20 protein-coding genes and 1 tRNA gene are annotated in these 17,987 nt (G+C 57.8%); 9 read left to right on the top strand and 12 right to left on the bottom strand.

Annotated elements, in window-relative coordinates; genetic code table 11:
* Nucleotides 1-15 precede the first annotated feature (15 nt).
* Nucleotides 16-264: a hypothetical protein gene (locus ACNA0J_RS26750; RefSeq protein ID WP_415821925.1), complete on the top strand. Its 249-nt coding sequence runs from the start codon at nucleotides 16-18 to the stop codon at nucleotides 262-264.
* Nucleotides 265-471: 207 nt separating this feature from the next.
* Here the strand turns inward: ACNA0J_RS26750 and ACNA0J_RS26745 are convergent, their stop codons facing one another.
* Nucleotides 472-795 carry a virulence factor gene (locus ACNA0J_RS26745; RefSeq protein ID WP_415821924.1) on the bottom strand — a complete coding sequence of 108 codons (324 nt, stop codon included), beginning with the start codon at nucleotides 793-795 and terminating at the stop codon, nucleotides 472-474.
* Between the two features lie 278 nt (nucleotides 796-1,073).
* On the opposite strand from ACNA0J_RS26745, the gene ACNA0J_RS26740 reads away from it, so the two are divergent.
* The gene (locus tag ACNA0J_RS26740) at nucleotides 1,074-1,271 is read left to right on the top strand and encodes a hypothetical protein (protein ID WP_415807065.1); all 198 of its coding nucleotides are present in this window, start codon (nucleotides 1,074-1,076) and stop codon (nucleotides 1,269-1,271) included.
* 23 nt (nucleotides 1,272-1,294) lie between these two features.
* On the opposite strand, the gene ACNA0J_RS26735 is transcribed toward ACNA0J_RS26740, so the two are convergent.
* From ACNA0J_RS26735 to ACNA0J_RS26725, 3 genes are read right to left on the bottom strand one after another with little or no spacing between them, the layout of a single operon-like run.
* Entirely contained in the window at nucleotides 1,295-1,999 is a 705-nt protein-coding gene (locus ACNA0J_RS26735) for a MarC family NAAT transporter (RefSeq protein WP_415821923.1), read from the bottom strand.
* Nucleotides 1,996-3,426, bottom strand: a complete 1,431-nt coding sequence (locus ACNA0J_RS26730) for a sensor histidine kinase (RefSeq protein ID WP_415821922.1) — start codon at nucleotides 3,424-3,426, stop codon at nucleotides 1,996-1,998. The genes ACNA0J_RS26735 and ACNA0J_RS26730 overlap by 4 nt, the downstream gene beginning before the upstream one ends.
* Nucleotides 3,423-4,139: a response regulator transcription factor gene (locus ACNA0J_RS26725; RefSeq protein WP_415821921.1), complete on the bottom strand. Its 717-nt coding sequence runs from the start codon at nucleotides 4,137-4,139 to the stop codon at nucleotides 3,423-3,425. The genes ACNA0J_RS26730 and ACNA0J_RS26725 overlap by 4 nt, the downstream gene beginning before the upstream one ends.
* Nucleotides 4,140-4,295: 156 nt before the next feature.
* On the opposite strand from ACNA0J_RS26725, the gene ACNA0J_RS26720 reads away from it, so the two are divergent.
* Nucleotides 4,296-4,730, top strand: a complete 435-nt coding sequence (locus ACNA0J_RS26720) for a MarR family transcriptional regulator (RefSeq protein WP_415821942.1) — start codon at nucleotides 4,296-4,298, stop codon at nucleotides 4,728-4,730.
* Here ACNA0J_RS26720 and flhC read toward each other — a convergent pair.
* The 5 genes from flhC to ACNA0J_RS26695 form a co-directional block, all read right to left on the bottom strand.
* Nucleotides 4,724-5,347, bottom strand: coding sequence for a flagellar transcriptional regulator FlhC (gene flhC / locus ACNA0J_RS26715; protein WP_415821920.1), 624 nt, complete (start codon nucleotides 5,345-5,347; stop codon nucleotides 4,724-4,726). The two genes, ACNA0J_RS26720 and flhC, sit on opposite strands and share 7 nt — an antisense overlap.
* A 1-nt stretch (nucleotide 5,348) precedes the next feature.
* Nucleotides 5,349-5,708, bottom strand: a complete 360-nt coding sequence (flhD, locus tag ACNA0J_RS26710; protein ID WP_415821919.1) for a flagellar transcriptional regulator FlhD — start codon at nucleotides 5,706-5,708, stop codon at nucleotides 5,349-5,351.
* A gap of 262 nt (nucleotides 5,709-5,970) precedes the next feature.
* The gene (locus ACNA0J_RS26705) at nucleotides 5,971-6,624 is read right to left on the bottom strand and encodes a YiiX/YebB-like N1pC/P60 family cysteine hydrolase (protein ID WP_415821918.1); all 654 of its coding nucleotides are present in this window, start codon (nucleotides 6,622-6,624) and stop codon (nucleotides 5,971-5,973) included.
* Nucleotides 6,625-6,736: 112 nt separating this feature from the next.
* Nucleotides 6,737-7,054: a HigA family addiction module antitoxin gene (locus tag ACNA0J_RS26700; protein WP_415821917.1), complete on the bottom strand. Its 318-nt coding sequence runs from the start codon at nucleotides 7,052-7,054 to the stop codon at nucleotides 6,737-6,739.
* Between the two features lie 10 nt (nucleotides 7,055-7,064).
* Nucleotides 7,065-7,364 carry a type II toxin-antitoxin system RelE/ParE family toxin gene (locus ACNA0J_RS26695; RefSeq protein WP_415821916.1) on the bottom strand — a complete coding sequence of 100 codons (300 nt, stop codon included), beginning with the start codon at nucleotides 7,362-7,364 and terminating at the stop codon, nucleotides 7,065-7,067.
* Nucleotides 7,365-7,529: 165 nt separating this feature from the next.
* Between ACNA0J_RS26695 and ACNA0J_RS26690 the strand changes: the two genes are divergently transcribed.
* Nucleotides 7,530-8,102 carry a hypothetical protein gene (locus ACNA0J_RS26690; RefSeq protein WP_415821915.1) on the top strand — a complete coding sequence of 191 codons (573 nt, stop codon included), beginning with the start codon at nucleotides 7,530-7,532 and terminating at the stop codon, nucleotides 8,100-8,102.
* A gap of 267 nt (nucleotides 8,103-8,369) precedes the next feature.
* Here the strand turns inward: ACNA0J_RS26690 and gcvA are convergent, their stop codons facing one another.
* Entirely contained in the window at nucleotides 8,370-9,299 is a 930-nt protein-coding gene (gene gcvA / locus ACNA0J_RS26685) for a transcriptional regulator GcvA (RefSeq protein WP_415821914.1), read from the bottom strand.
* Nucleotides 9,300-9,476: 177 nt separating this feature from the next.
* Here gcvA and ACNA0J_RS26680 point away from each other — a divergent pair, with 177 nt between their 5' ends.
* Together ACNA0J_RS26680 and ACNA0J_RS26675 are read left to right on the top strand one after the other, a co-directional pair.
* The gene (locus ACNA0J_RS26680) at nucleotides 9,477-10,916 is read left to right on the top strand and encodes an amidase (RefSeq protein WP_415821913.1); all 1,440 of its coding nucleotides are present in this window, start codon (nucleotides 9,477-9,479) and stop codon (nucleotides 10,914-10,916) included.
* A gap of 73 nt (nucleotides 10,917-10,989) precedes the next feature.
* Entirely contained in the window at nucleotides 10,990-12,231 is a 1,242-nt protein-coding gene (locus ACNA0J_RS26675) for an MFS transporter (protein WP_415821912.1), read from the top strand.
* 110 nt (nucleotides 12,232-12,341) lie between these two features.
* Here the strand turns inward: ACNA0J_RS26675 and ACNA0J_RS26670 are convergent.
* A tRNA-Ser gene (locus ACNA0J_RS26670) sits at nucleotides 12,342-12,431 on the bottom strand.
* Between the two features lie 223 nt (nucleotides 12,432-12,654).
* Here ACNA0J_RS26670 and ACNA0J_RS26665 point away from each other — a divergent pair.
* From ACNA0J_RS26665 to ACNA0J_RS26655, 3 genes are read left to right on the top strand one after another with little or no spacing between them, the layout of a single operon-like run.
* Nucleotides 12,655-13,437 carry a 3-hydroxybutyrate dehydrogenase gene (locus ACNA0J_RS26665; protein ID WP_415821911.1) on the top strand — a complete coding sequence of 261 codons (783 nt, stop codon included), beginning with the start codon at nucleotides 12,655-12,657 and terminating at the stop codon, nucleotides 13,435-13,437.
* Nucleotides 13,438-13,467: 30 nt separating this feature from the next.
* Nucleotides 13,468-14,238 (top strand): peroxide stress protein YaaA, encoded by a 771-nt coding sequence (gene yaaA / locus ACNA0J_RS26660; protein ID WP_415821910.1) that lies wholly within the window; start codon nucleotides 13,468-13,470, stop codon nucleotides 14,236-14,238.
* Nucleotides 14,239-14,252: 14 nt separating this feature from the next.
* Nucleotides 14,253-15,476, top strand: coding sequence for an MFS transporter (locus ACNA0J_RS26655; protein WP_415821909.1), 1,224 nt, complete (start codon nucleotides 14,253-14,255; stop codon nucleotides 15,474-15,476).
* A gap of 37 nt (nucleotides 15,477-15,513) precedes the next feature.
* Here the strand turns inward: ACNA0J_RS26655 and ACNA0J_RS26650 are convergent, their stop codons facing one another.
* A complete protein-coding gene (locus tag ACNA0J_RS26650; RefSeq protein ID WP_415821908.1) occupies nucleotides 15,514-17,739 on the bottom strand; it encodes an FUSC family protein in 2,226 nt (741 codons plus the stop codon).
* Between the last annotated feature and the right edge of the window lie 248 nt (nucleotides 17,740-17,987).

The raw sequence follows: 17,987 nt of genomic DNA, 5'->3' as shown, positions 1-17,987 counted from the left end.
AGGGGGTAGATAGAGATGAGTTCGAGGATGATCGGTGATTTTCGGGTGCGTTGCGATGTTATTGAAGACGATGAGTCAGGCTTCAAGGTACGAGTCTGGACGCGTCGCGTTGGCGGCACCGCTCCTGAGAAAAGCTGGCCCGTGCCGGGTCAGTCGCCGTTCTCAACCCGCACCGAAGCCGAGCAGGGCAGCCTGCAGGTTTTCGAAGACATCAATGGAGTGAGATTCAATGGTGAACCAGAGTTCGCGCACACGTCCGCATAACGGCTGGTGGCGTGCGCCCAGCACCCCGCGGCGTTTGCCCAGCAAGCCTGCGGTGCCCGCCGGTGATCAATCGGCCAATTGAGCAGGAATCCCGGCCCGTGTAGCCGAATGGCTTTTGTTTCACCAGGACCGGTTGCTCAATATAAATATAAAAAAGGGCGGCATTGCTATGCCGCCCCAGGTTAACTTGCGTGATGTCGCGCAGGATTAGTCATCGTAATGACGATGATGGCCTCGTCCGTGGCCCTTCCACTTGTGTCCGTGCTTTCCGCCTCTCCAGTGGCGTGGGCCGTCACCATAGTAATAAACGGGCGCTGGGCGAACATAACGCGGCTCGCGGTAAACCACGGGCGGCGGACCGTAATACACGGGCCGGGGCTCGACATAGACCGGTTGTGGCGCTACATACACTGGCGCAGGGTAAATGATGCCCGGCAAACCAATAGAGACGCCAATATCGACGCGTGCCATGGCGGCGCTCGACATCAGCAGCCCCGCAGCGCTGATACCGGCAATAAACCACTTCTTCATATGCACCTGCCTTGCTGCCCGAAGCAGCCGAGTTGATAGGACGGCTCTATTTTCGGGTTTTTCCTCATTCAGAACGTGAGCGAACGTGCTGCAATAGCGACAATCCGCTACAGGCCGGTTTTGTCCGGCCGCCAAATTGATGCGCTGCAGCGCGATGGCTGACATGCGCTCAACAGGGCAGGACTGCCCTCTGTAATTGACTGAAATTTCCTTGGTACACTGGCGCTCAGACGCTGTCGTTACATTTAAACACCAAGGTTTGTCGATATACTGGACTCATGGAAACGAAAACCCACGATCTTAAGCCTGGCTATTACTGGTACACCATGGAGAGCGATCCCCTGGCTGTCATTCATATTCATGATGACGGAGGGGCGACCTTGATGGGAACGGACTATAGACTGCAAGCCCAGGGCGTTGCCGACATGATCCAGCAAGGTGAACGGTTTTTCTGGATCGAGCCTCCCGTCTTGTAATCGGGGAGCAGTGCAGTATCTGCCTACGCCGGCACGGGCTTTCCAATTAATTCGAAAACGCCATTGATGCCGAACTGCACGCCCATGCAGATCAGCAGAAAGCCCATGACGCGCGATATGGCATCGATGCCCGATTGACCCAGAGCGCGATTGATGCGCTCTGCGCTGCGCAGGCAAATCCAGAAAATCGCAGCTACGAGTGCTGCGACGACAATGACCGCCAAGTGCTCGCTGATTTTCAAGCCGCCTTCGCTGTGCATCGTCGAGGCACTGCTGATGATCAAGGCAATCGTGCCGGGTCCTGCAGTCCCCGGCAGCGCCAGAGGAATAAACGAAATGTCGCGCACAGGTGGCCGATGCGGCCCATGGGGCGTGTCGATACGGACAGCAGGTTCATCTGGCGCCATGTCGATCTGGACCGCTGCCTCGGTCTGGCTGATATCGGGAAACAACATGCCAAAACCGATATAAGCCACAATCAAGCCCCCCGCGATACGCAGGCCAGGAATCGAGATTCCGAAGCCCGTCATGATTGCGTTACCGGCATAAAAGCACACCAAAATGATGCCCGCCACGTAAAACGTGGCCCGATCGACTTGACGGTTGCGTTCCTCGCGGGGATAACCCCGGCTCAGCGCCAGCAATAGGGTGACGCTGGTCAAGGGGTTGGCAACGGGCAGCAGCGTGAACAGTCCCAGTCCCACCAGCTTCAGAAAGTCCAGTATCAAGCGATGTCTCCAGAGACGGGCTGGTGTTTGGCCGGCGCCGGTTTAGCGTCCGCCCCCTGGGGAAACTGCAACTGCACACATAGCCCTGGTTCGGCATTGTGGAGCGTCATCTGGCCGGCATGCAAGCGCGCAATCGCCATGACGGTCGCCAGCCCTAGTCCGTAACCCGGGACATGCTGATGTGCGCGGTAAAAGCGCTCGCCAATCCGGTGAATCTTGTCGGCAGGAATGCCTGGGCCATTGTCGGTGACGGTCAGTGTGGTGTGGTGAGCGGTCTGTGCGACCTCGATGTGGATGCGTGCGCCATGGCCCGCGTATTTCAGGGCATTGTCCACCAAGGTCACCAGCGCGCCCGCCAGCAAATCCGGGTCGCCACGCAGGGGGGCGGGGCCGCTGGCTTGCAGCGTGAGCCGGGCGTCTTGCTCCTCGGCCACCGCTTCGTACAAGTCGGCCACGTCTGCCGCGATGACATCCAGGCGTACTGGTTCGAAATGTTTGCGCCGTGCGCCTGACTCCAGTTCGGCGATCTGGAGCAATTTTTCCGAGATTTTGACGAGGTCGTCCAGCTCCGCCGACAGGCGGTCGACATTCGCTCGGATTTCTTGCCGCGTGGCCGTGTTCCAGTCGATAGTGCGTAACCGGACCTGCATACGCGTCAGAGGCGTGCGCAACTGATGCGCCACGGCGTCAGAAACATTGCGTACCCCGTGCATGAGCCGTTCGATGCGATCCAGCATGCCGTTGATGTCGCTGGACAGCAGCGCAAACTCGTCCTGTTTGGGATGCTCCGGGATGCGCTGGCCCCACTGGCCCGCGCCAAACTGGGCGGCCGTATGGCGAATCACCTCGACACGGCGCTGCAAGACCCGGCGAAACAGCGCGGCGCCCAGCAAGACGAGCAGAGCGATCACCCCCGTTGCCGCCAGGCTGACCTTTTGAATCACGTCGGTCAGTTCATAGAGATCGCGCAAATCGTGCCCGATGATCAGGATCGAGCCATCGCGCAGCCTGCGCGCCACCAGATAGCCGTGCGCCGGTTCTCCTCGCAGCAGTACCGAGCGCATCACCCCGCTGCCATTGAGCGGAGCATCGCTGGGGTCCCAGGCGATATTGCCTACCAGCATGCGGCCGACCGGATCCAGCAGCATGAACATCTCTGTGTCGCTGTTGACGTGATCGGCCATTTCCAGCGATATCTCGCGCGCCAGAGCGGGCAGCCCGCCTTGCTCGAAATGCGCGTTCAGGCGCTGGGCTGTGATCTGGACTTGGCGCGAGAACTGCGCTTCCAGGATTTTTACGCTCTGGTAATACACAAACATCAGGGACAGCAATGACGTCAACAACGCCAGGATGCTGTAGTTCAGCGTCAGGCGAAATGCAACCGAGCTCCAGATGGCGCCCAGCATCTGTCCCAGGCGGCGAATCACGCTGGGTCCTGTTTGCCGTCGCCCTCGATGTGGGGCTGCGCGGACAATCGATAACCCACGCCGCGCACCGTATGAATCAATGGCGCATCCGTGTCGCCATCGATTTTTTGCCGCAGCCGGCTGATGTGCACGTCAATGACGTTGGTCTGGGGGTCATAGCGATAGCCCCAGACGGTGGCCAACAGCATGGTGCGAGTCAGCACCTGGCCGACATTGTTCATCATGTAGGCCAGCAGCTTGTATTCGCGCGGCTGCAAGGTGATCTGGCGGCCACCTCGCGTCACACGTCCGCTGACCAGATCCAGAGACAAATCCGCGACGGTCAGTTGACGCTGTTCATATTGAGGTGATGATCGGCGTATCAGCGCCTCAACACGCGCCGCCAACTCCGGAAAGGCAAACGGTTTCGTCAGATAGTCGTCGCCGCCGGCTTTCAGTCCCCGGACCCGTTCATCGAGGGCCGTCAGCGCGCTGAGCACCAGCACCGGCGTTTTCTTGCCCAATGCCCGCAGGGACCACAAAATCGACAGCCCATCGACATCATTAGGCAACATGCGGTCCAGAATGATGGCATCCCAATTTTCCGCGGTAGCGCGTTGCAGCGCGGTCGGACCGTCCATGCAGATGACCGGGTCGTAGCCTAGTTCCTTCAGTCCATTGGCGATATAGCGGGCATTATCGGCGTCGTCTTCGACGATCAGGCAGCGCCACATGGTTCCCCCTTAATCACGGAAAGAGCTGTAGCGGCGCATTCTAACGTACGTGACGGCATGTCCCAGGGGGCGCAGAGCGTAGTCGATAACATTGCGAATCCTTAATGATTCCGTAATGACCATAAGCAGCGTAGCGTGCGTACCATCGTCAGTGCTATGGATACTCTCGCCTCTCACGCATTTGAACAGCACCCTGCGCTGCGGTCGTCGGATTTCGCCATGTTGGCCGATTTCCGTTACGAATTGCGCCGCTTCGCGCTCTTTAGCGAGTCAGAGGCTCAAGCCCACGGCCTGGCGCCCCAGCAGCATCAGGCGCTGTTGGCGATCAAAGGCCAAACGGTGGCTCCGACCGTGACCGAGCTATCCCAGCGCCTCTGCATCAAATCCCACACCGCCGCCGAACTCGTCACCCGGTTGGTGCACATGGGTATGATCACCCGCCACGCGGACCCCAGGGACGGCCGCCGTGCGCTGCTGCACCTGACGCCATTGGCAGAGCGTACCCTGGAATCCCTGGCGGCGGTGCACCAAGAGCAACTGCAGAACATTCGCCCCTTGCTATTGGGATTACTGGAGAAATTCAGTCAATAGCGCCCGGAGGCCGCCGGCATAGCGTTCGAAATAAAGCTTCCGAACCGGTTTTCTTGTTTACCCAGCATGCCGACAATTCGGGCGGGTGGTTTGCACACGGGGCACAGATACTTGCTGGCAATGATGTGCGAGTGCGTCACAAATTCGATGCTGCAATACGTACAGCGGCTCATCTGCAGCATGTCGCTCTGCATGAACCGCAACAAAATCCAGGCGCGCGTGAAACTGAGTACAGGTTCTCCGTTTCTGTGGACCTCGTCATGCTCCAGATAGAGGTTATAGGCGCTGATCAGCGCCGACACACCGCGGGCGGGCGTATGTTGATCGAGAAATTTGAAGATGTTGTAGAAGATCGAGGAGTGGATGTTATTGCGCCACGTAATAAACCAATCCAGAGAAAAAGGCAGCATGCCCTTAGGCGGTGAGCAGCCGTGTATTTCGCGGTAGAGGCGAGATAGCCGGTCATAACTCAGGTTAGTCTCGTTTTCCAGTACCTGCAGCCGCGCGCCCAGTCCGATCATGGTAGTGGCCAGGGCGATGTCTTTCCCTTCTTTGCTCACGCTCTTCTGCGGGGCAGGTTTCCAGTCAGCCACTGACTGGATTGTCGCTTTAGCCATCTCAGATACTCCCGGTGTGCGCTGCTACTGCCTGGAGTTTGATCGCAGGGGCTTTGGCCATGGCCATCGTCATGCGGGCTTGCTGTAGCGAGTCACTCAAACCGGAATGCGTCAGCGCGGCCAGCATCGACGCATCATCCAGACGGAAGCCGCACAGCAGCGTCGTTGAAGATGCAAGCGCCACCGTTTGCTGAAAAGAAAGCTGCAGAAAAATGCGGCCCGTTTCCTCGCTGAGACCGGTGCGGTACAGCCCTACTGCAAAGTCTTCTCGTAGCAGGCGTTGCACGAGGACCAAATAGTTGAGATTCACATCCCCGATCTCGCGCAAGGAGGAACTTTCGATATCTGGTGGTTGTGTCATTTTGATATATATTGAAATTTAAATAGGCTAAGAATTAGCTTGATTCCAGATTCAAGTCAGTTTCAGCCAAATCCGGTGAAAATTTCGCAAATCTGATCAAAAGGTATGCAGAAAACTAATTCTCTAACTACTTTTTAACACAATAAATATCAAAAAATATCTGTTATGTTTTAGTGGGGGACGATGTCAGATATGGCGCGTGTTATTCGCTCAGCGCTTTGAACGAAGGGCGGTCTGAGGCACGCATGTGCTAAGGACAGGGTCATTCTTGCCGGAAATTGTTGAATACCCGCGTGACTTGCGGATCGGCCGCGATACTGGCTGGCGTGACCAGCAACTGCTCTTGAATCCGCTGCCAGCATCCGGTCTGGTCGGTCTCCTGACAGTCTGGGTGCTTTTCCCAGCGGGCCAAGAACAACGCCCGCACTGCCGGATTGTTTACGGCGAGTGTGCCGAAGCGCTCCGTCTTGCCGAGCGTAATCCCCGCTGCCTTGAACGCGTAATAGGGCAGCTCGCTGCAATAAATGGCGTCTGGTTTGAGACGAAAGAAAATATCGTAGGGGCGGTCCGTATAACGAGAGGCTTCGGCAAGCGCTGTCTTGATACGGTCAGGCGTAGCTGTGTTCAGCCGATAGACGGCATACTGGCCCTGTTGGCCGCGAGCCAGGAATTTGGTCAGTGGGGTCTCGCCGACCGTGCGTGCCGCTTCGATGACCACGGGGCCGGATGGAGTCAGCCGAACAATGCCCATGTGGGTGTAGCGGCTTTTTGTGGCGGTGCGGATCGCAGCGGACTGCGGCCCTGCGGAGTCCTGGAACACCAGGTCGCCGGTGCGCCATTCGGTAAAGTCATGGGCGTGCGCTGGCAGAGTTATTAAGGCGAGTGGCAGGAAGATAGTGGCGAGGCGAGTGGGCATAGTGGGGACGAACGATATGCGCTCGCGGCGCAATCGTGATCAGGTTGTATTTAGCAGGGTCGGTTTCGTTGAGCAATGCTGGGCTGTGAGTTATCCCAGAGCATTGCCATCATTAAGCAGTCAATAGGCTGCCCTGAGCCGCTGGCCTTTTGGCGGTCGTTCTGAGGCGAGCGATTTTGACATAGCGTGCGGCATGTTTGGCCTGCCAGAGGTCATACTGGGCCTGCATGCCAAGCCACAACTCGGCGCTTGTCCCCAGGGCCTGGGATAAGCGCAACGCCATGTCTGCACTGATCGCAGCATGGCCATTGAGAATACGCGAAAGCGCCGCACGAGTGATCTGCAGGTGGGCCGCCGCATCGGTGACACTCAGATCACCGAGGTATTCGCGCAACACCTCACCCGGATGAGGCGGGTTGAACATTCGCATGGCGGCACTCCTAGTGATAGTCAAGATAATCAACAAGAACAACATCGACACCTTCAAAGAAGAAAGTCAGGCGCCAATTCCCTGTGACATCAAATGCATAATGACCCTCGACGTTCTGGCCCTTGGGGTTCTGCCCTTTCAGTTGGTGCAGTCTCCAATTTACGGGGGTGGCCAAGTCTGCAACAGAGGCTGCACTGTGAAGTGCGGCGAGTTGAAGTCGAAGTTTTCCGGTATGAGTCGCCTTGATCTTGGCTTTGGAGCCGTTCTCAAAGAAGGCTTGAATTCCCTTATGACGGAAGGTCTTGATCATTTATGATTCATTGTATAGTGAGGCTATACGGTAAACAAGTGCCATTTCTCGATCCTTGTTTGTTTGGAAACCTGCCCCTTGAGGTTGGGGACCTCGTAATCGGCAGCAGTAGTTTGCCGAAGGCGGTGCAGGCCGCCTAGTCGTAGTTACCGAGGTGTAGTCGACGTGGCCATCTATTTGGAAAAGAATGTCGGGGTGAAGATCGCTGACTTCGGCAGCTTTGAAACAGTGCCTCCTCTCGTGACGGCGCTAATCGAGAGCGACATTGCTGCGCTCGATGCTGCCTTGGCGAGGGGGTTGAATATCGAAGCCGAGATCGAGTTGAGCGAGTACACACAAGAGATTCCGCTGGTGCTGGCGCTCGCGGTGCATGCCAGTGCTTCTGTGCATTGGCTGGTCGAACACAGAGCCAATTTGAATCGAGCCGATGCGCCTGCTTTTCCGATCGCCGCTCGATACGCAAACCCGGACATGATGCGCTATCTCGTACAGCACGGCGCTGATGTCCATGCTCGAAAGAAAGTCGGTGGCGATGCCTATCAACAAGCGTTGTATGGCAAAAAGATAGCGCATCTCCCTGTTACACAGCGTGATCAACAAGCTATACGAATTAAAGCCGTACAAGCTGCCGCAGGAACTGGTGGATTTCTTGCAAAGCGAACGACGACGCATCGACTTGCCGGGCTGCGACGTCGGTTTCGTCGAGTTTTTTGGGCTGACGGACACGGTGCCGATTAAGGCCGGTCGCAAGACGATGCTGCGATTAAGTCGCGAATCGGGCGATTATTCGAACACTCTACTTGTATGGAATCCGAAATCCCAGCGCATCGGTTATTGGGATGTCGAGCACCAGGAATACGGCGATATCGCTTCGTTCAAAGACTTTATGGGTCGTCCTGCACAGTATATGAACAAGGTGATCAATGGAGAGTAGGTGACTGATCTGACCCGGAAGCACGATGCCGTGTGAAATGACGTGCGCCGCAGATCCATGCTGGTAAAAAACTAGCGTTGAGGTGAAGGCGCCGCATGATTGCTGAATGATGCGCGAGGACGGTCTTGCGCGCTCAGTATCCAATCGCGAAAGGCGGCAATCTTCCTCACGTGCTGTCTGTTGTCGGGACAGACGAGATAGTAAGCGAACCCCTCCATGTTCGTGGCGGGAAGCAACTGGATCAATTTCCCATTCGCCAGTTCGTCCTCGACCAGGGCTGCTGGCAAAAGTCCTGCGCCTTGACCGGCAAGCACCGCCTTGAGCATAAGTCCGCTGTCGTCGAAGGACGGACCGCGCACCGCTATTCGTTCAGCGACGTTGTGCACGTCAAACCACAAGCTCCAACCTTTTCGTTCGGCATCGTGAACCTGCGGCCAGTGTGCAAGATCAGACGGGTGAGTCGGGGCTCCCAATTTTTCTACCAGATCAGGCGTCGCCGCCGCGATCATCTCTACCGTCACGACACGATCGCTGCGCAGGCCAGGATAACGGCCCATCCCATGTCGAATCGCAACATCCACGTCCGAGTGAGAAAAATCGACGAGTGCATTGCTCGTGACAATCTGAAGATCAATGTCAGGCTGCGCTTCACGAAAGGACGCTAATCGGGGGACCAACCAGGCGGACGCGAAGAAGGGCGTGACGCTAACGGTGAGCAGGCCAGACTCGGTCTGGGCCGCAATCCGCTCGGATGCCTCCGTGATCTGACGAAACGCGTTGCGTATGGCAGGCAGGTAGTCGCGGCCGGCGTCGGTCAAATAGATTCCCCGCGTCACCCGATCGAACAGTTTCACTCCCAGATTTTCCTCCAGAATCTTGAGCATCTGGCTGACTGCTCCCGGCGTCACGCACAACTCTTCTGCGGCGAGCTTGACCGATAGATGACGGGCAGTGGCCTCGAACGCTTTGAGAGCATTAAGAGGGGGAAGTCGGCGAGCCATGAATTAGAAAATCTATCTCAAGAGAATTAATTATTCTGGTTTGTAGAGTGTGATAACGACAGATTAATCTCCATATTTATTGCACGTCAACGTTGTGGCGGGTGAGAAGATATTCAAGTTTTCTAAATCATATGGGCGCTGCTCGATGTGTGCGCTCGGTAAAAAGGGCTAAGACGAATGTCATTCGAGGTGGAATTCCGTGATCTGATCGATGTGGGTGGGCTTATCGCCCAGCGAGCGCTTACCTCTGTGGAGGTCACCACAGGGCTCCTGGCGCGCATTCAACGGATAGACGGTGGATTGAAGGCGTATGCGCGGCTCTTGGGCGACAGCGCAATCCGTCAAGCGGAGACGGCAGATCGGGAAATTGCGGCAGGCATTCATCGAGGGCCGCTCCACGGTGTTCCCATCGCGGTGAAGGACCTCTGTTGGGCCGAGGGCGCCGCTACTGCGGCTGGGACTGCGATCTATAAGGATTTTGTTCCAACTCGAGACGCGACCGTTGTTCGAAAGCTGAAAGAAGCGGGGGCGGTGCTGATCGGTAAAACGCAGCTTACCGAGGGAGCGTATTCTGACTACCATCCTTCGATACCTCCGGTGCGCAACCCGTGGAATGATGACTATTGGGCGGGCATTTCTTCTAGCGGCTCGGCTGTCGCGGCCGCAGCCGGCTTGTGTTTTGGGTCGATTGCCTCCGATACCGGTGGGTCCATTCGCTGGCCTTCGGCCGCTAATGGAGTGAGCGGCCTCAAGCCAACCTGGGGTCGCGTCAGTCGCTATGGAACATTCGACCTCGCGCCTTCGCTGGATCATATCGGCCCGATCGCTCGGAGCGTCGCTGATGTCGCGGCTATCCTCAGAGTAATAGCTGGGCACGATCGGGATGATCCGACGGCAACCCGTCGTCCGGTGGGCGACTACATCGCCGATACGATCGTCGATGTACGCGGCAGGCGGATCGGTATCGACCGGCGTTGGAATAGCGAAGACGTTGATTCCCAGGTGCAGACCGCATTGACCGAAGCCCGCGCCGTCTTCTCTGACCTTGGTGTCGAGATTGTGGACGTGTCGTTTCCTGATGTTCGCCAGATCGTGCCCGATTGGACGCTGAACTGCGCTGTCGAGGCAGCTGTTGCGCATCAAGCGACCTATCCGCTTCACAAGGAGCAGTACGGCTCTATTCTGTCATCGGTCATTGAGAATGGGATGGTAGTTTCGGGGATGGAATATCAACGGATATTGCTCCGCCGGGCGATTTTCCGTGGGCAGGTCGAAACTTTGTTCTCGTCGATCGATGCTATCCTGACTCCCATCCATCCGTTTGCTCCCCTTGCATTAAGCACAATCGCGACGCTCGGAGAGCAGCCGGAACTGATTGCGAAGTTGCAGCGCTATACCTGCCCCTTCGATATGAGCGGACATCCGGCACTCGCATTTCCTGGGGGATTCTCGACGGAAGGGGGGCCAATCGGCCTGCAATTGATCGCGGCCTCATTCGATGAGGCTTCTCTTTTTAGCCTCGGGTCGGCATTTCAGCGCATAACGAATTGGCATCGCCGCCACCCCGATCTTGATGGGCGGCGGATAGGATCTCAGACTCCAGGAGTAGCGGGATGAGCGTGATTGACTGGGGCATCGCCCTGTTTCGTTGCGCGAAAATGCTGCGCTATCCGGCTCATGGGCGTAAGAGATGACCTTCAAAAAGCCGCCTTTCGGCATTTTCTATGGCTGGCTCGTTGTCGCGGCGGCCTTTGTCATAACCTTCGTTGGCTTCGGAAGCGCCTACACGTTCAGTTCGTTCTTTGAGTCGTTTCAGCATGAGTTCGGTGCGTCGCGCGGGTCAGTATCTTTGGTTTTCTCGCTGGCGGGGTTTCTCTATTTTGCGCTTGGTATTGTGTCCGCCCCGCTCGCAGACCGGTATGGCGTAAAGGTGCTTTCCGCGGCCGGGATGATCCTCGTCGGGTCGGGGCTTATTCTGGCCGGACGGGCTCAATCCATTATGCAAGTATATGCAGCCTATAGCGTCGGCATTGGTTTTGGCATTGGTAGTGCCTATGTGCCTGCACTCGGTGCAGTGCAGCGATGGTTTGTCATTCGTCGCGGTTTTGCTTCCGGACTTGCGGTCAGCGGCATCGGCGTCGGAACCCTTCTATTGCCGCCATTTGCGACATGGCTGATCTCGCACATTGGATGGCGCAGCGCTTACACGACGCTCGGCATCATTACCATTATCCTCGGCATTCTGGCGGCCTTGCTGATGGAAGACGATCCGGCTAAACGCGGGCTGCAGCCAGACGGCGCGCATAGTACTCCTGCGTCGCAAGCCCATGCCCCGCAATCGGGCCTGTCCGTGGGGCAAGCCGTCCGAACGCGACGTTTCATTGAGTTGTATCTCGCATCGCTCATTGGCGCGCTTGGTGTATTTGTCCCTTTCGTCCATCTGGCGCCTTACGCGATCGACCACGATGCTTCCGCAGCAACTGCGGTGTGGCTGCTTGGCGCTATCGGCATCGGCAGCACGGCAGGCCGTTTCTTTCTCGGCGGCATTGCCGACAAGATGGGTAGAGAGCGATTTCTGGTGGCCATGTATATCGGCATGGCCGCTTCTTTTGCGATATGGGCTGTCAGCTCGTCCGTCTATCCGCTCGCTTTGTTCGCGATCGCTTTCGGCCTGTTTTATGGGGGGTGGGTTGCGATCCTGCCGGCAGTGGTGGCCGACATGTTCGGCGGGCGCCAAGCCGGCCGCATCATTGGCGTTCTATATACCAGCGTCGCCGTAGGCGCACTCATCGGGCCGAGCGCCGCTGGCTTCGCCTACGATGTCAGCCAGAGCTATTTGATTCCGATCACTGCCAGCGTTGTATTAAATGTTATCGCAGCGATCATCACCGTTATGGCGGCATATCGACCGGCCGCGTCGAAGGCAGACTGACGAAGCGGCTGGTTCAATCAATGCATGCGGCGTCTCTAGCACTAGCAGTTTTTCTAAGCAAAACAAAAGGCCCCTTGCGGGGCCCGATCGTATTCCAGGCAATGGGTGCCTGGCGGAGAGGGTGGGATTCGAACCCACGATACGCCTAAACGTATACCGGATTTCGAGTCCGGCGCATTCGACCACTCTGCCACCTCTCCGGCGGTGCTATACGGGTTATTTATCGATCGGCACCATGGTCTCGCGCCGATGAACGTAGAGCAGCAAAGCCAAGCATTATACCTGAAAATTTTGTAAAGCAACAAACCCGGCTATGCCCCCGATGCGGGTGGGGCCTAGCGCGGGTGTCATGCTGGGGCCAGTTACACTTGGACCCAGCGTCGGCCTGGAGGCCGCGGCCCGATCTCACACAGGAGAACTAGCATGCTCAAAGGAAAAGTTGCGATTGTTACCGGCTCCACCAGCGGTATCGGTTTGGGCATTGCCACGGCTTTCGCGCAGCAGGGCGCGGATATTGTCCTCAACGGTTTTGGCGATGCGGCGGAGATTGAAAAATTACGGGCTGACCTCGCAAGCCAGCATGGCGTGAACGTCCTGTATGACGGCGCGGATCTGTCCAAGGGCGAAGCCGTGCGTCAACTCGTGGCCAATACCGTGCAATCGTTGGGACGCATCGATATCCTGGTGAACAACGCCGGCATCCAGCACACCGCACTCATCGAGGACTTTCCCGTTGAAAAATGGGACGCCATTCTGGCGCTGAACCTGTCGGCCGTTTTCCATGGCAGCGCCGCGGCTTTGCCGCATATGAAAAAACAAGGCTGGGGGCGCATCATCAATATTGCCTCGGCACACGGCTTGGTGGGCTCGGCGAATAAATCGGCTTATGTGGCTGCCAAACACGGCGTGGTGGGATTGACCAAAGTGACCGCGCTGGAAACCGCTGGCAGCGGCGTGACGGCTAACGCGATTTGCCCCGGGTGGGTGCGTACGCCATTGGTGGAAAAACAGATCACGGCCTTGGCGGAACAACACCATGTAGATCAGGATGCAGCCGCTCGCGACCTGCTGAGTGAAAAGCAGCCATCGCTGCAGTTCGTCACGCCCGAGCAGCTCGGCGGGACGGCCGTATTTCTGGCGTCCGACGCTGCGGCGCAGATCACGGGTACGACCGTTTCGGTCGATGGCGGCTGGACCGCGCGCTAACTATTTCTAACCGATCAAGGATTCTGGCACATGCTGTTTTTGCTTTCTCCCGCCAAAAAATTGGATTACGACACGCCGGTTCACATCGAGCAGCACACGCAGCCTTTGTTTGTGAATCAGGCCGCGGGGTTGATCAAGGTCTTGAAGAAACTGTCGGCCTCGGAGGTTTCCGATCTGATGAGTTTGAGCCCCGCGCTGGCTGAATTGAATGTGAGTCGGTATGGAGCGTGGACGACCAAGTTCACGCAGCATAATTCCCGTCAGGCCGTGCTGGCCTTTAATGGCGATGTCTACGAAGGCCTGCAGGCGGAAAGCCTGTCGGCGGCCCGGCTGGAATGGGCTCAAGAGCATGTGGCCATCCTCAGCGGGCTGTACGGTGTGCTGCGTCCGCTGGATTTGATGCAGCCGTACCGCCTGGAAATGGGTACGCGTTTGGTCACGCCCAAGGGCAAGAACCTGTACGAATACTGGGGCTCCACCATTGCGGATTATCTGAACGAACGCCTCGCCACCCAGAAAACCCCGATCATTGTGAATCTGGCGTCCGAGGAATATTTCAAGTCGGTCGACCTGAAAGTCCTCAAGGCACGTGTGGTGCAGTGTGTTTTTCAGGATTGGAAAAACGGCGCCTGGAAGGTCATCAGTTTTCACGCCAAGCGTGCGCGCGGGTTGATGGCGCGGTACGCCATTGAGCACAAGGTCTCCAAACCCGAAGGCCTGCAGAAGTTCGATGTCGAGGGCTATGCCTATGATGCCGCTGCCTCCAGCGCAGACAAGCTGGTGTTTCGACGCAAGGTTTAATACGTCGCTCAACTATGTCCGCTGGATTGCGCGTCTTTCTGTTTTTCTCGCTGGGGTACCTGGTTTCGTACCTGTTCCGTGGCGTCAATATCGGTTTCGGGCCCATTCTGGCGCAGGAACTTCATCTGTCTGCCGGCGACCTGGGGACGTTGACGAGCCTGTATTTCCTGGGGTTTTCGTTGATGCAAATTCCCGCAGGCGTGTTCCTCGACACGTGGGGACCGCGGCGGGTTAACGCACTGATGTTGCTCGTCGCGGCCGCGGGCACCTTGGTTTATGGCTTGTCGGAAACGTTGACGGGCCTCATGGTCGGCCGCTTGTTGATCGGCGCCGGGGTTTGTGTGTGTCTAGGCGCTGCTTTTCAGGCTTTGGCGCAAACCTTTCCATTGGCGCGTCTGCCCATGATCAATGGCTTGGTGATGGCAGTCGGCGGCTTGGGCGGCGTACTTGTCGGATCACCGCTTTCCTGGGCATTGCACAGCAGCTCGTGGCAGGTGATCAGTATCGGGTTGGCAGGCTTCACCGTGGCGGTGGCGGGATTGATCTGGTTTGGCGCGCCTCGCGAAAGCGCACATCATCGCCGGGCACCCAGTTTGTCGTCACAGTTGCGTGGCACGTGGGCCTTGTTGTGTGACGCGCGATATTGGCGTCTGGTGTCCTTGCCGGTGATGACGGGCGGCGCGTTTTACGGTGTGCAGTCGTTGTGGGTGCGACCCTATCTCACCGATGTCAACGGTCTGGACGGCGCGCATGCGGCAGGCTTGGTGTCGCTGTTGGGCTTTGCCATGATGGCCGGAAATGTGGGGCTGGGCGTCATGGCTCGCCGCATGGAGCGCTTGGGATTGGGGTTGTATGGGTTTGGCGGGGTATGCATGGTGTTGTTCGTGCTGACTCAGGCGTTGATCATGCTGCGCGCGCCTGTCCCTCTGGAAATTTTGTGGGCTGGCTATGGCGCGTTCGGCTCGGCCAACATCCTGGTTTACGCCTTCCTGGCGGGAGAGTTCCCACCCGAGCTGTTGGGCCGTGTCGCATCGACTACCAATTTGTTGATGTTCCTGATGATCTTTTTGTGCCAGGTCGGCATCGGCTGGGTGGTCGATTTATGGCCGGGGCAGGGTGGCGCGTATCCGCCGGTGGCTCATTTGGCCGCGTGGGGGATTGTGTTGGCTTTGCAGGTCGCGGCCGCGATTTGGTATTTCTGGCCGGAGCAGGCCCGCAAGCGGCAGCGTGCGGCGTGACCTAACCCCTTGTCGGTGCCACCCAGGCCGCGCGCAATCAGGACGGCGCCGCCACGGCCGCAGGGCGGCTTTGTGGCGGATCGGCGACTGCTGCCATTTCCTGACGGATTTGCGTCGACGCGCGCAGCATTTGCTTGATCGGATATGCCAGCGCCGCCAGCTCACCTGTGGTGTCGAATTGGTTGGGTAAGTCTGTCGATGCCGGGCTGCTGTCGTCGAGCAAATCCACCATGCCCTTGAGTGCTTTGCGCATCGGTTCAGGTGTTTCTTTCAAACCCGCGAGCAGGGGAATGGCGGCCGTGATTTGCGAGGCCATGATGTGGTTTTGAATGAGCAGGTTGTTGAATTCTGGCACGTTCACCTGGTGAGAGCGCGGCTCGCTCATCATGCGATAGAACGCCTCGGCATAATTGCTGAAGGCAATGTGCACGTTTTTGCGCGCGAGGCGCCAAGCGATATCGGCCTGGGCGGGAGATGGCACCTCCTCTGATGGCGGAGCGCCTGCATTCGCCGCATGCATGGCTCTGACGTAACTCATGCCCGTACGCAAATATTCGCGATTGGCGTTGGTGGCCGCGCGTGCCAGTGGCTTCATGTAGCGTGCTTCCCACCATGGCAGCACATAGCTGCATATGAGCGCAATGGCGCAGCCCATTGCGGTATCGAGCGCCCGTTCGCCAATGACCTCCATGGATACGGTGCCCGGGGCGACGAAGTGAAATACCATCACCACGAACAGCGTATTGAAAATCGCGCTGGCCATGTAGTTCAATTGCAGCAAGCTGTTGCCCATGATGCAGGCGATGAGCAGTACGCCAAACAGGATGGTGGGGTGAGCCGTGAAGCGAAACAGCAGCAACGCCAGCAAGCAGCCGATCAATGTCCCCATCAGACGCCAGCCGTTGCGTTGACGGGTCAATGCGAAGCCGGGTTTCATGATGATGACGATCGTCAGCAGCACCCAGTAGCTATGTGCCGAGGACACTTGCGGCGTCATCCATTGGCCGATTAATCCCATCGCCAGCGCGGCGGCCAGCGTGACGCGCACCGCATAGCGAAAATAGGGGGAATCCAGCCGCAGGTTGCTAGTAATCATCCCTATGCGCAGCTCCTGGCGCGACATGAACTGCGTCAGGGATTTGTCGATGCGCAGCTCGTCGGTAGGCTGCGCATCCATGCGCGCGTCGGTATGGTCAGCCAGTTTGTTCACGATGCGCGAGGCGTTGCGCAGCCGTCGTAGTACTTGCACGATGAGGGCTAGCGTTTCGGGTTCGCGTTCGCTCATGCCCTGCTGTTTGAACTGTTCGATTTCGTATTCGATGGCGCGCAATTCCGCCTTGGGGCTGCTGCGATACTGCACGGCGCGTCCGCGCGAAACATCCAGCGCGATGCGGTTCAATTCCAGCGACATTTTGACCAGCGCGTCACGCATGAATAGCAGGCAATCATGGCCGGCCAGTACTCGGCGTAACGACGCATAGTCCGTGTGCGAGGCGACGAGCGTATCGAGCAGCTGGAGCATGTTGACAAACATGTTCCACAGCATGACGCGCTCGCTGTCGCCGTAGCCGCGTCCTCGCGGCAGTGTGCGCAGCACGATATCGCGCGCCGACTGGTGTTTTTCCGTCATCACGGATTGGGATTGGATCAACTCGCGGTAGATGTCGTCCAGATCGGTCGTTTCATCGTAAAAACGGCTGCGCGCAGCCATATAGTCCGCCGTGGCAAATAGCGCTACGGACATGGCCTGACGCTCTTCGCGTAGCCAGAACACGCGGCTGAATGCCAAGCTGAAGGCCAGGTAGAACAGCGCGCCGCCCAAGGTCGCCAACGCATGGGGCAGCACTTGGCTCGGCGTCATCGGCGAATGCATGGTCAGCGTCATGATCAGCAGCCCGCCGAATCCAATCAGGCCGCCGCGTTTGCCAAAGACTGAAAACATCGAAAAAATAAAGCATTGGCCGATGATCGCCAGCCACAGCAGCACGGGATAGGTCGAGACCGCACCTGTGATCGCGACCGCCATCGTAGCCAAGAACGCCCCGCCTAGCATTTCATTGGTGCGGTGCCGTTGGGGGCCGCCGGGCTGATCGATGATGGCCAGGCACTGCGCGCCAAACGTCGCCACCAGGCCATAGGCATATTCGCCAAAGATGCCGCCCAGCACCAACACCGGCAACAACATGCCTACCCCTTGCCGTACCCCGCCAAAAAAGTAGTGGCTGTAAAGAAAGCGAGGAATACTGGCAATGCGAAAGTCCATGAACTGGGCGCTCTGAAGGTGCGATTCCACAAGTATAGAAACAAGTGCGGGGCTTGGGGGGCCGTAGGTGCGTCTGGGAATCCGGTATGGCGGTACAGCGGGGTTCTTAAGCCGTTTGCGGTGGCCCGGCAGGGGTGGCAGGCGGGNCTGGTCGGCTGACTCGTCCCCTCAACGGGGACTCGGCCTNCGTCCGTGANCCATCGGCGGGCCGGGGGCCAAACTCGCTTCGCTGCGCGGCACTCAAACAT

The sequence above is a fragment of the Bordetella tumbae genome (genome assembly GCF_965139195.1).
In the GTDB taxonomy this organism is placed as follows: Bacteria; Pseudomonadota; Gammaproteobacteria; order Burkholderiales; family Burkholderiaceae_B; genus Bordetella_A; species Bordetella_A tumbae.
Note: the sequence above shows the minus strand (reverse complement) of the source record. Positions and strands in the feature narration are given on the sequence as shown.

Coding starts and splice junctions, on each gene's coding strand:
- ACNA0J_RS26655 (WP_415821909.1), top strand. CDS start 14,253: ATGTCCGCTGGATTGCGCGTCTTTCTGTTTTTCTCGCTGGGGTACCTG.
- ACNA0J_RS26695 (WP_415821916.1), bottom strand. CDS start 7,364: ATGATCAAGACCTTCCGTCATAAGGGAATTCAAGCCTTCTTTGAGAAC.
- ACNA0J_RS26650 (WP_415821908.1), bottom strand. CDS start 17,739: ATGGACTTTCGCATTGCCAGTATTCCTCGCTTTCTTTACAGCCACTAC.
- ACNA0J_RS26700 (WP_415821917.1), bottom strand. CDS start 7,054: ATGCGAATGTTCAACCCGCCTCATCCGGGTGAGGTGTTGCGCGAATAC.
- ACNA0J_RS26745 (WP_415821924.1), bottom strand. CDS start 795: ATGAAGAAGTGGTTTATTGCCGGTATCAGCGCTGCGGGGCTGCTGATG.
- ACNA0J_RS26675 (WP_415821912.1), top strand. CDS start 10,990: ATGACCTTCAAAAAGCCGCCTTTCGGCATTTTCTATGGCTGGCTCGTT.
- ACNA0J_RS26665 (WP_415821911.1), top strand. CDS start 12,655: ATGCTCAAAGGAAAAGTTGCGATTGTTACCGGCTCCACCAGCGGTATC.
- ACNA0J_RS26740 (WP_415807065.1), top strand. CDS start 1,074: ATGGAAACGAAAACCCACGATCTTAAGCCTGGCTATTACTGGTACACC.
- ACNA0J_RS26705 (WP_415821918.1), bottom strand. CDS start 6,624: ATGCCCACTCGCCTCGCCACTATCTTCCTGCCACTCGCCTTAATAACT.
- gcvA (WP_415821914.1), bottom strand. CDS start 9,299: ATGGCTCGCCGACTTCCCCCTCTTAATGCTCTCAAAGCGTTCGAGGCC.
- ACNA0J_RS26750 (WP_415821925.1), top strand. CDS start 16: ATGAGTTCGAGGATGATCGGTGATTTTCGGGTGCGTTGCGATGTTATT.
- ACNA0J_RS26680 (WP_415821913.1), top strand. CDS start 9,477: ATGTCATTCGAGGTGGAATTCCGTGATCTGATCGATGTGGGTGGGCTT.
- flhD (WP_415821919.1), bottom strand. CDS start 5,708: ATGACACAACCACCAGATATCGAAAGTTCCTCCTTGCGCGAGATCGGG.
- ACNA0J_RS26720 (WP_415821942.1), top strand. CDS start 4,296: ATGGATACTCTCGCCTCTCACGCATTTGAACAGCACCCTGCGCTGCGG.
- flhC (WP_415821920.1), bottom strand. CDS start 5,347: ATGGCTAAAGCGACAATCCAGTCAGTGGCTGACTGGAAACCTGCCCCG.
- ACNA0J_RS26725 (WP_415821921.1), bottom strand. CDS start 4,139: ATGTGGCGCTGCCTGATCGTCGAAGACGACGCCGATAATGCCCGCTAT.
- yaaA (WP_415821910.1), top strand. CDS start 13,468: ATGCTGTTTTTGCTTTCTCCCGCCAAAAAATTGGATTACGACACGCCG.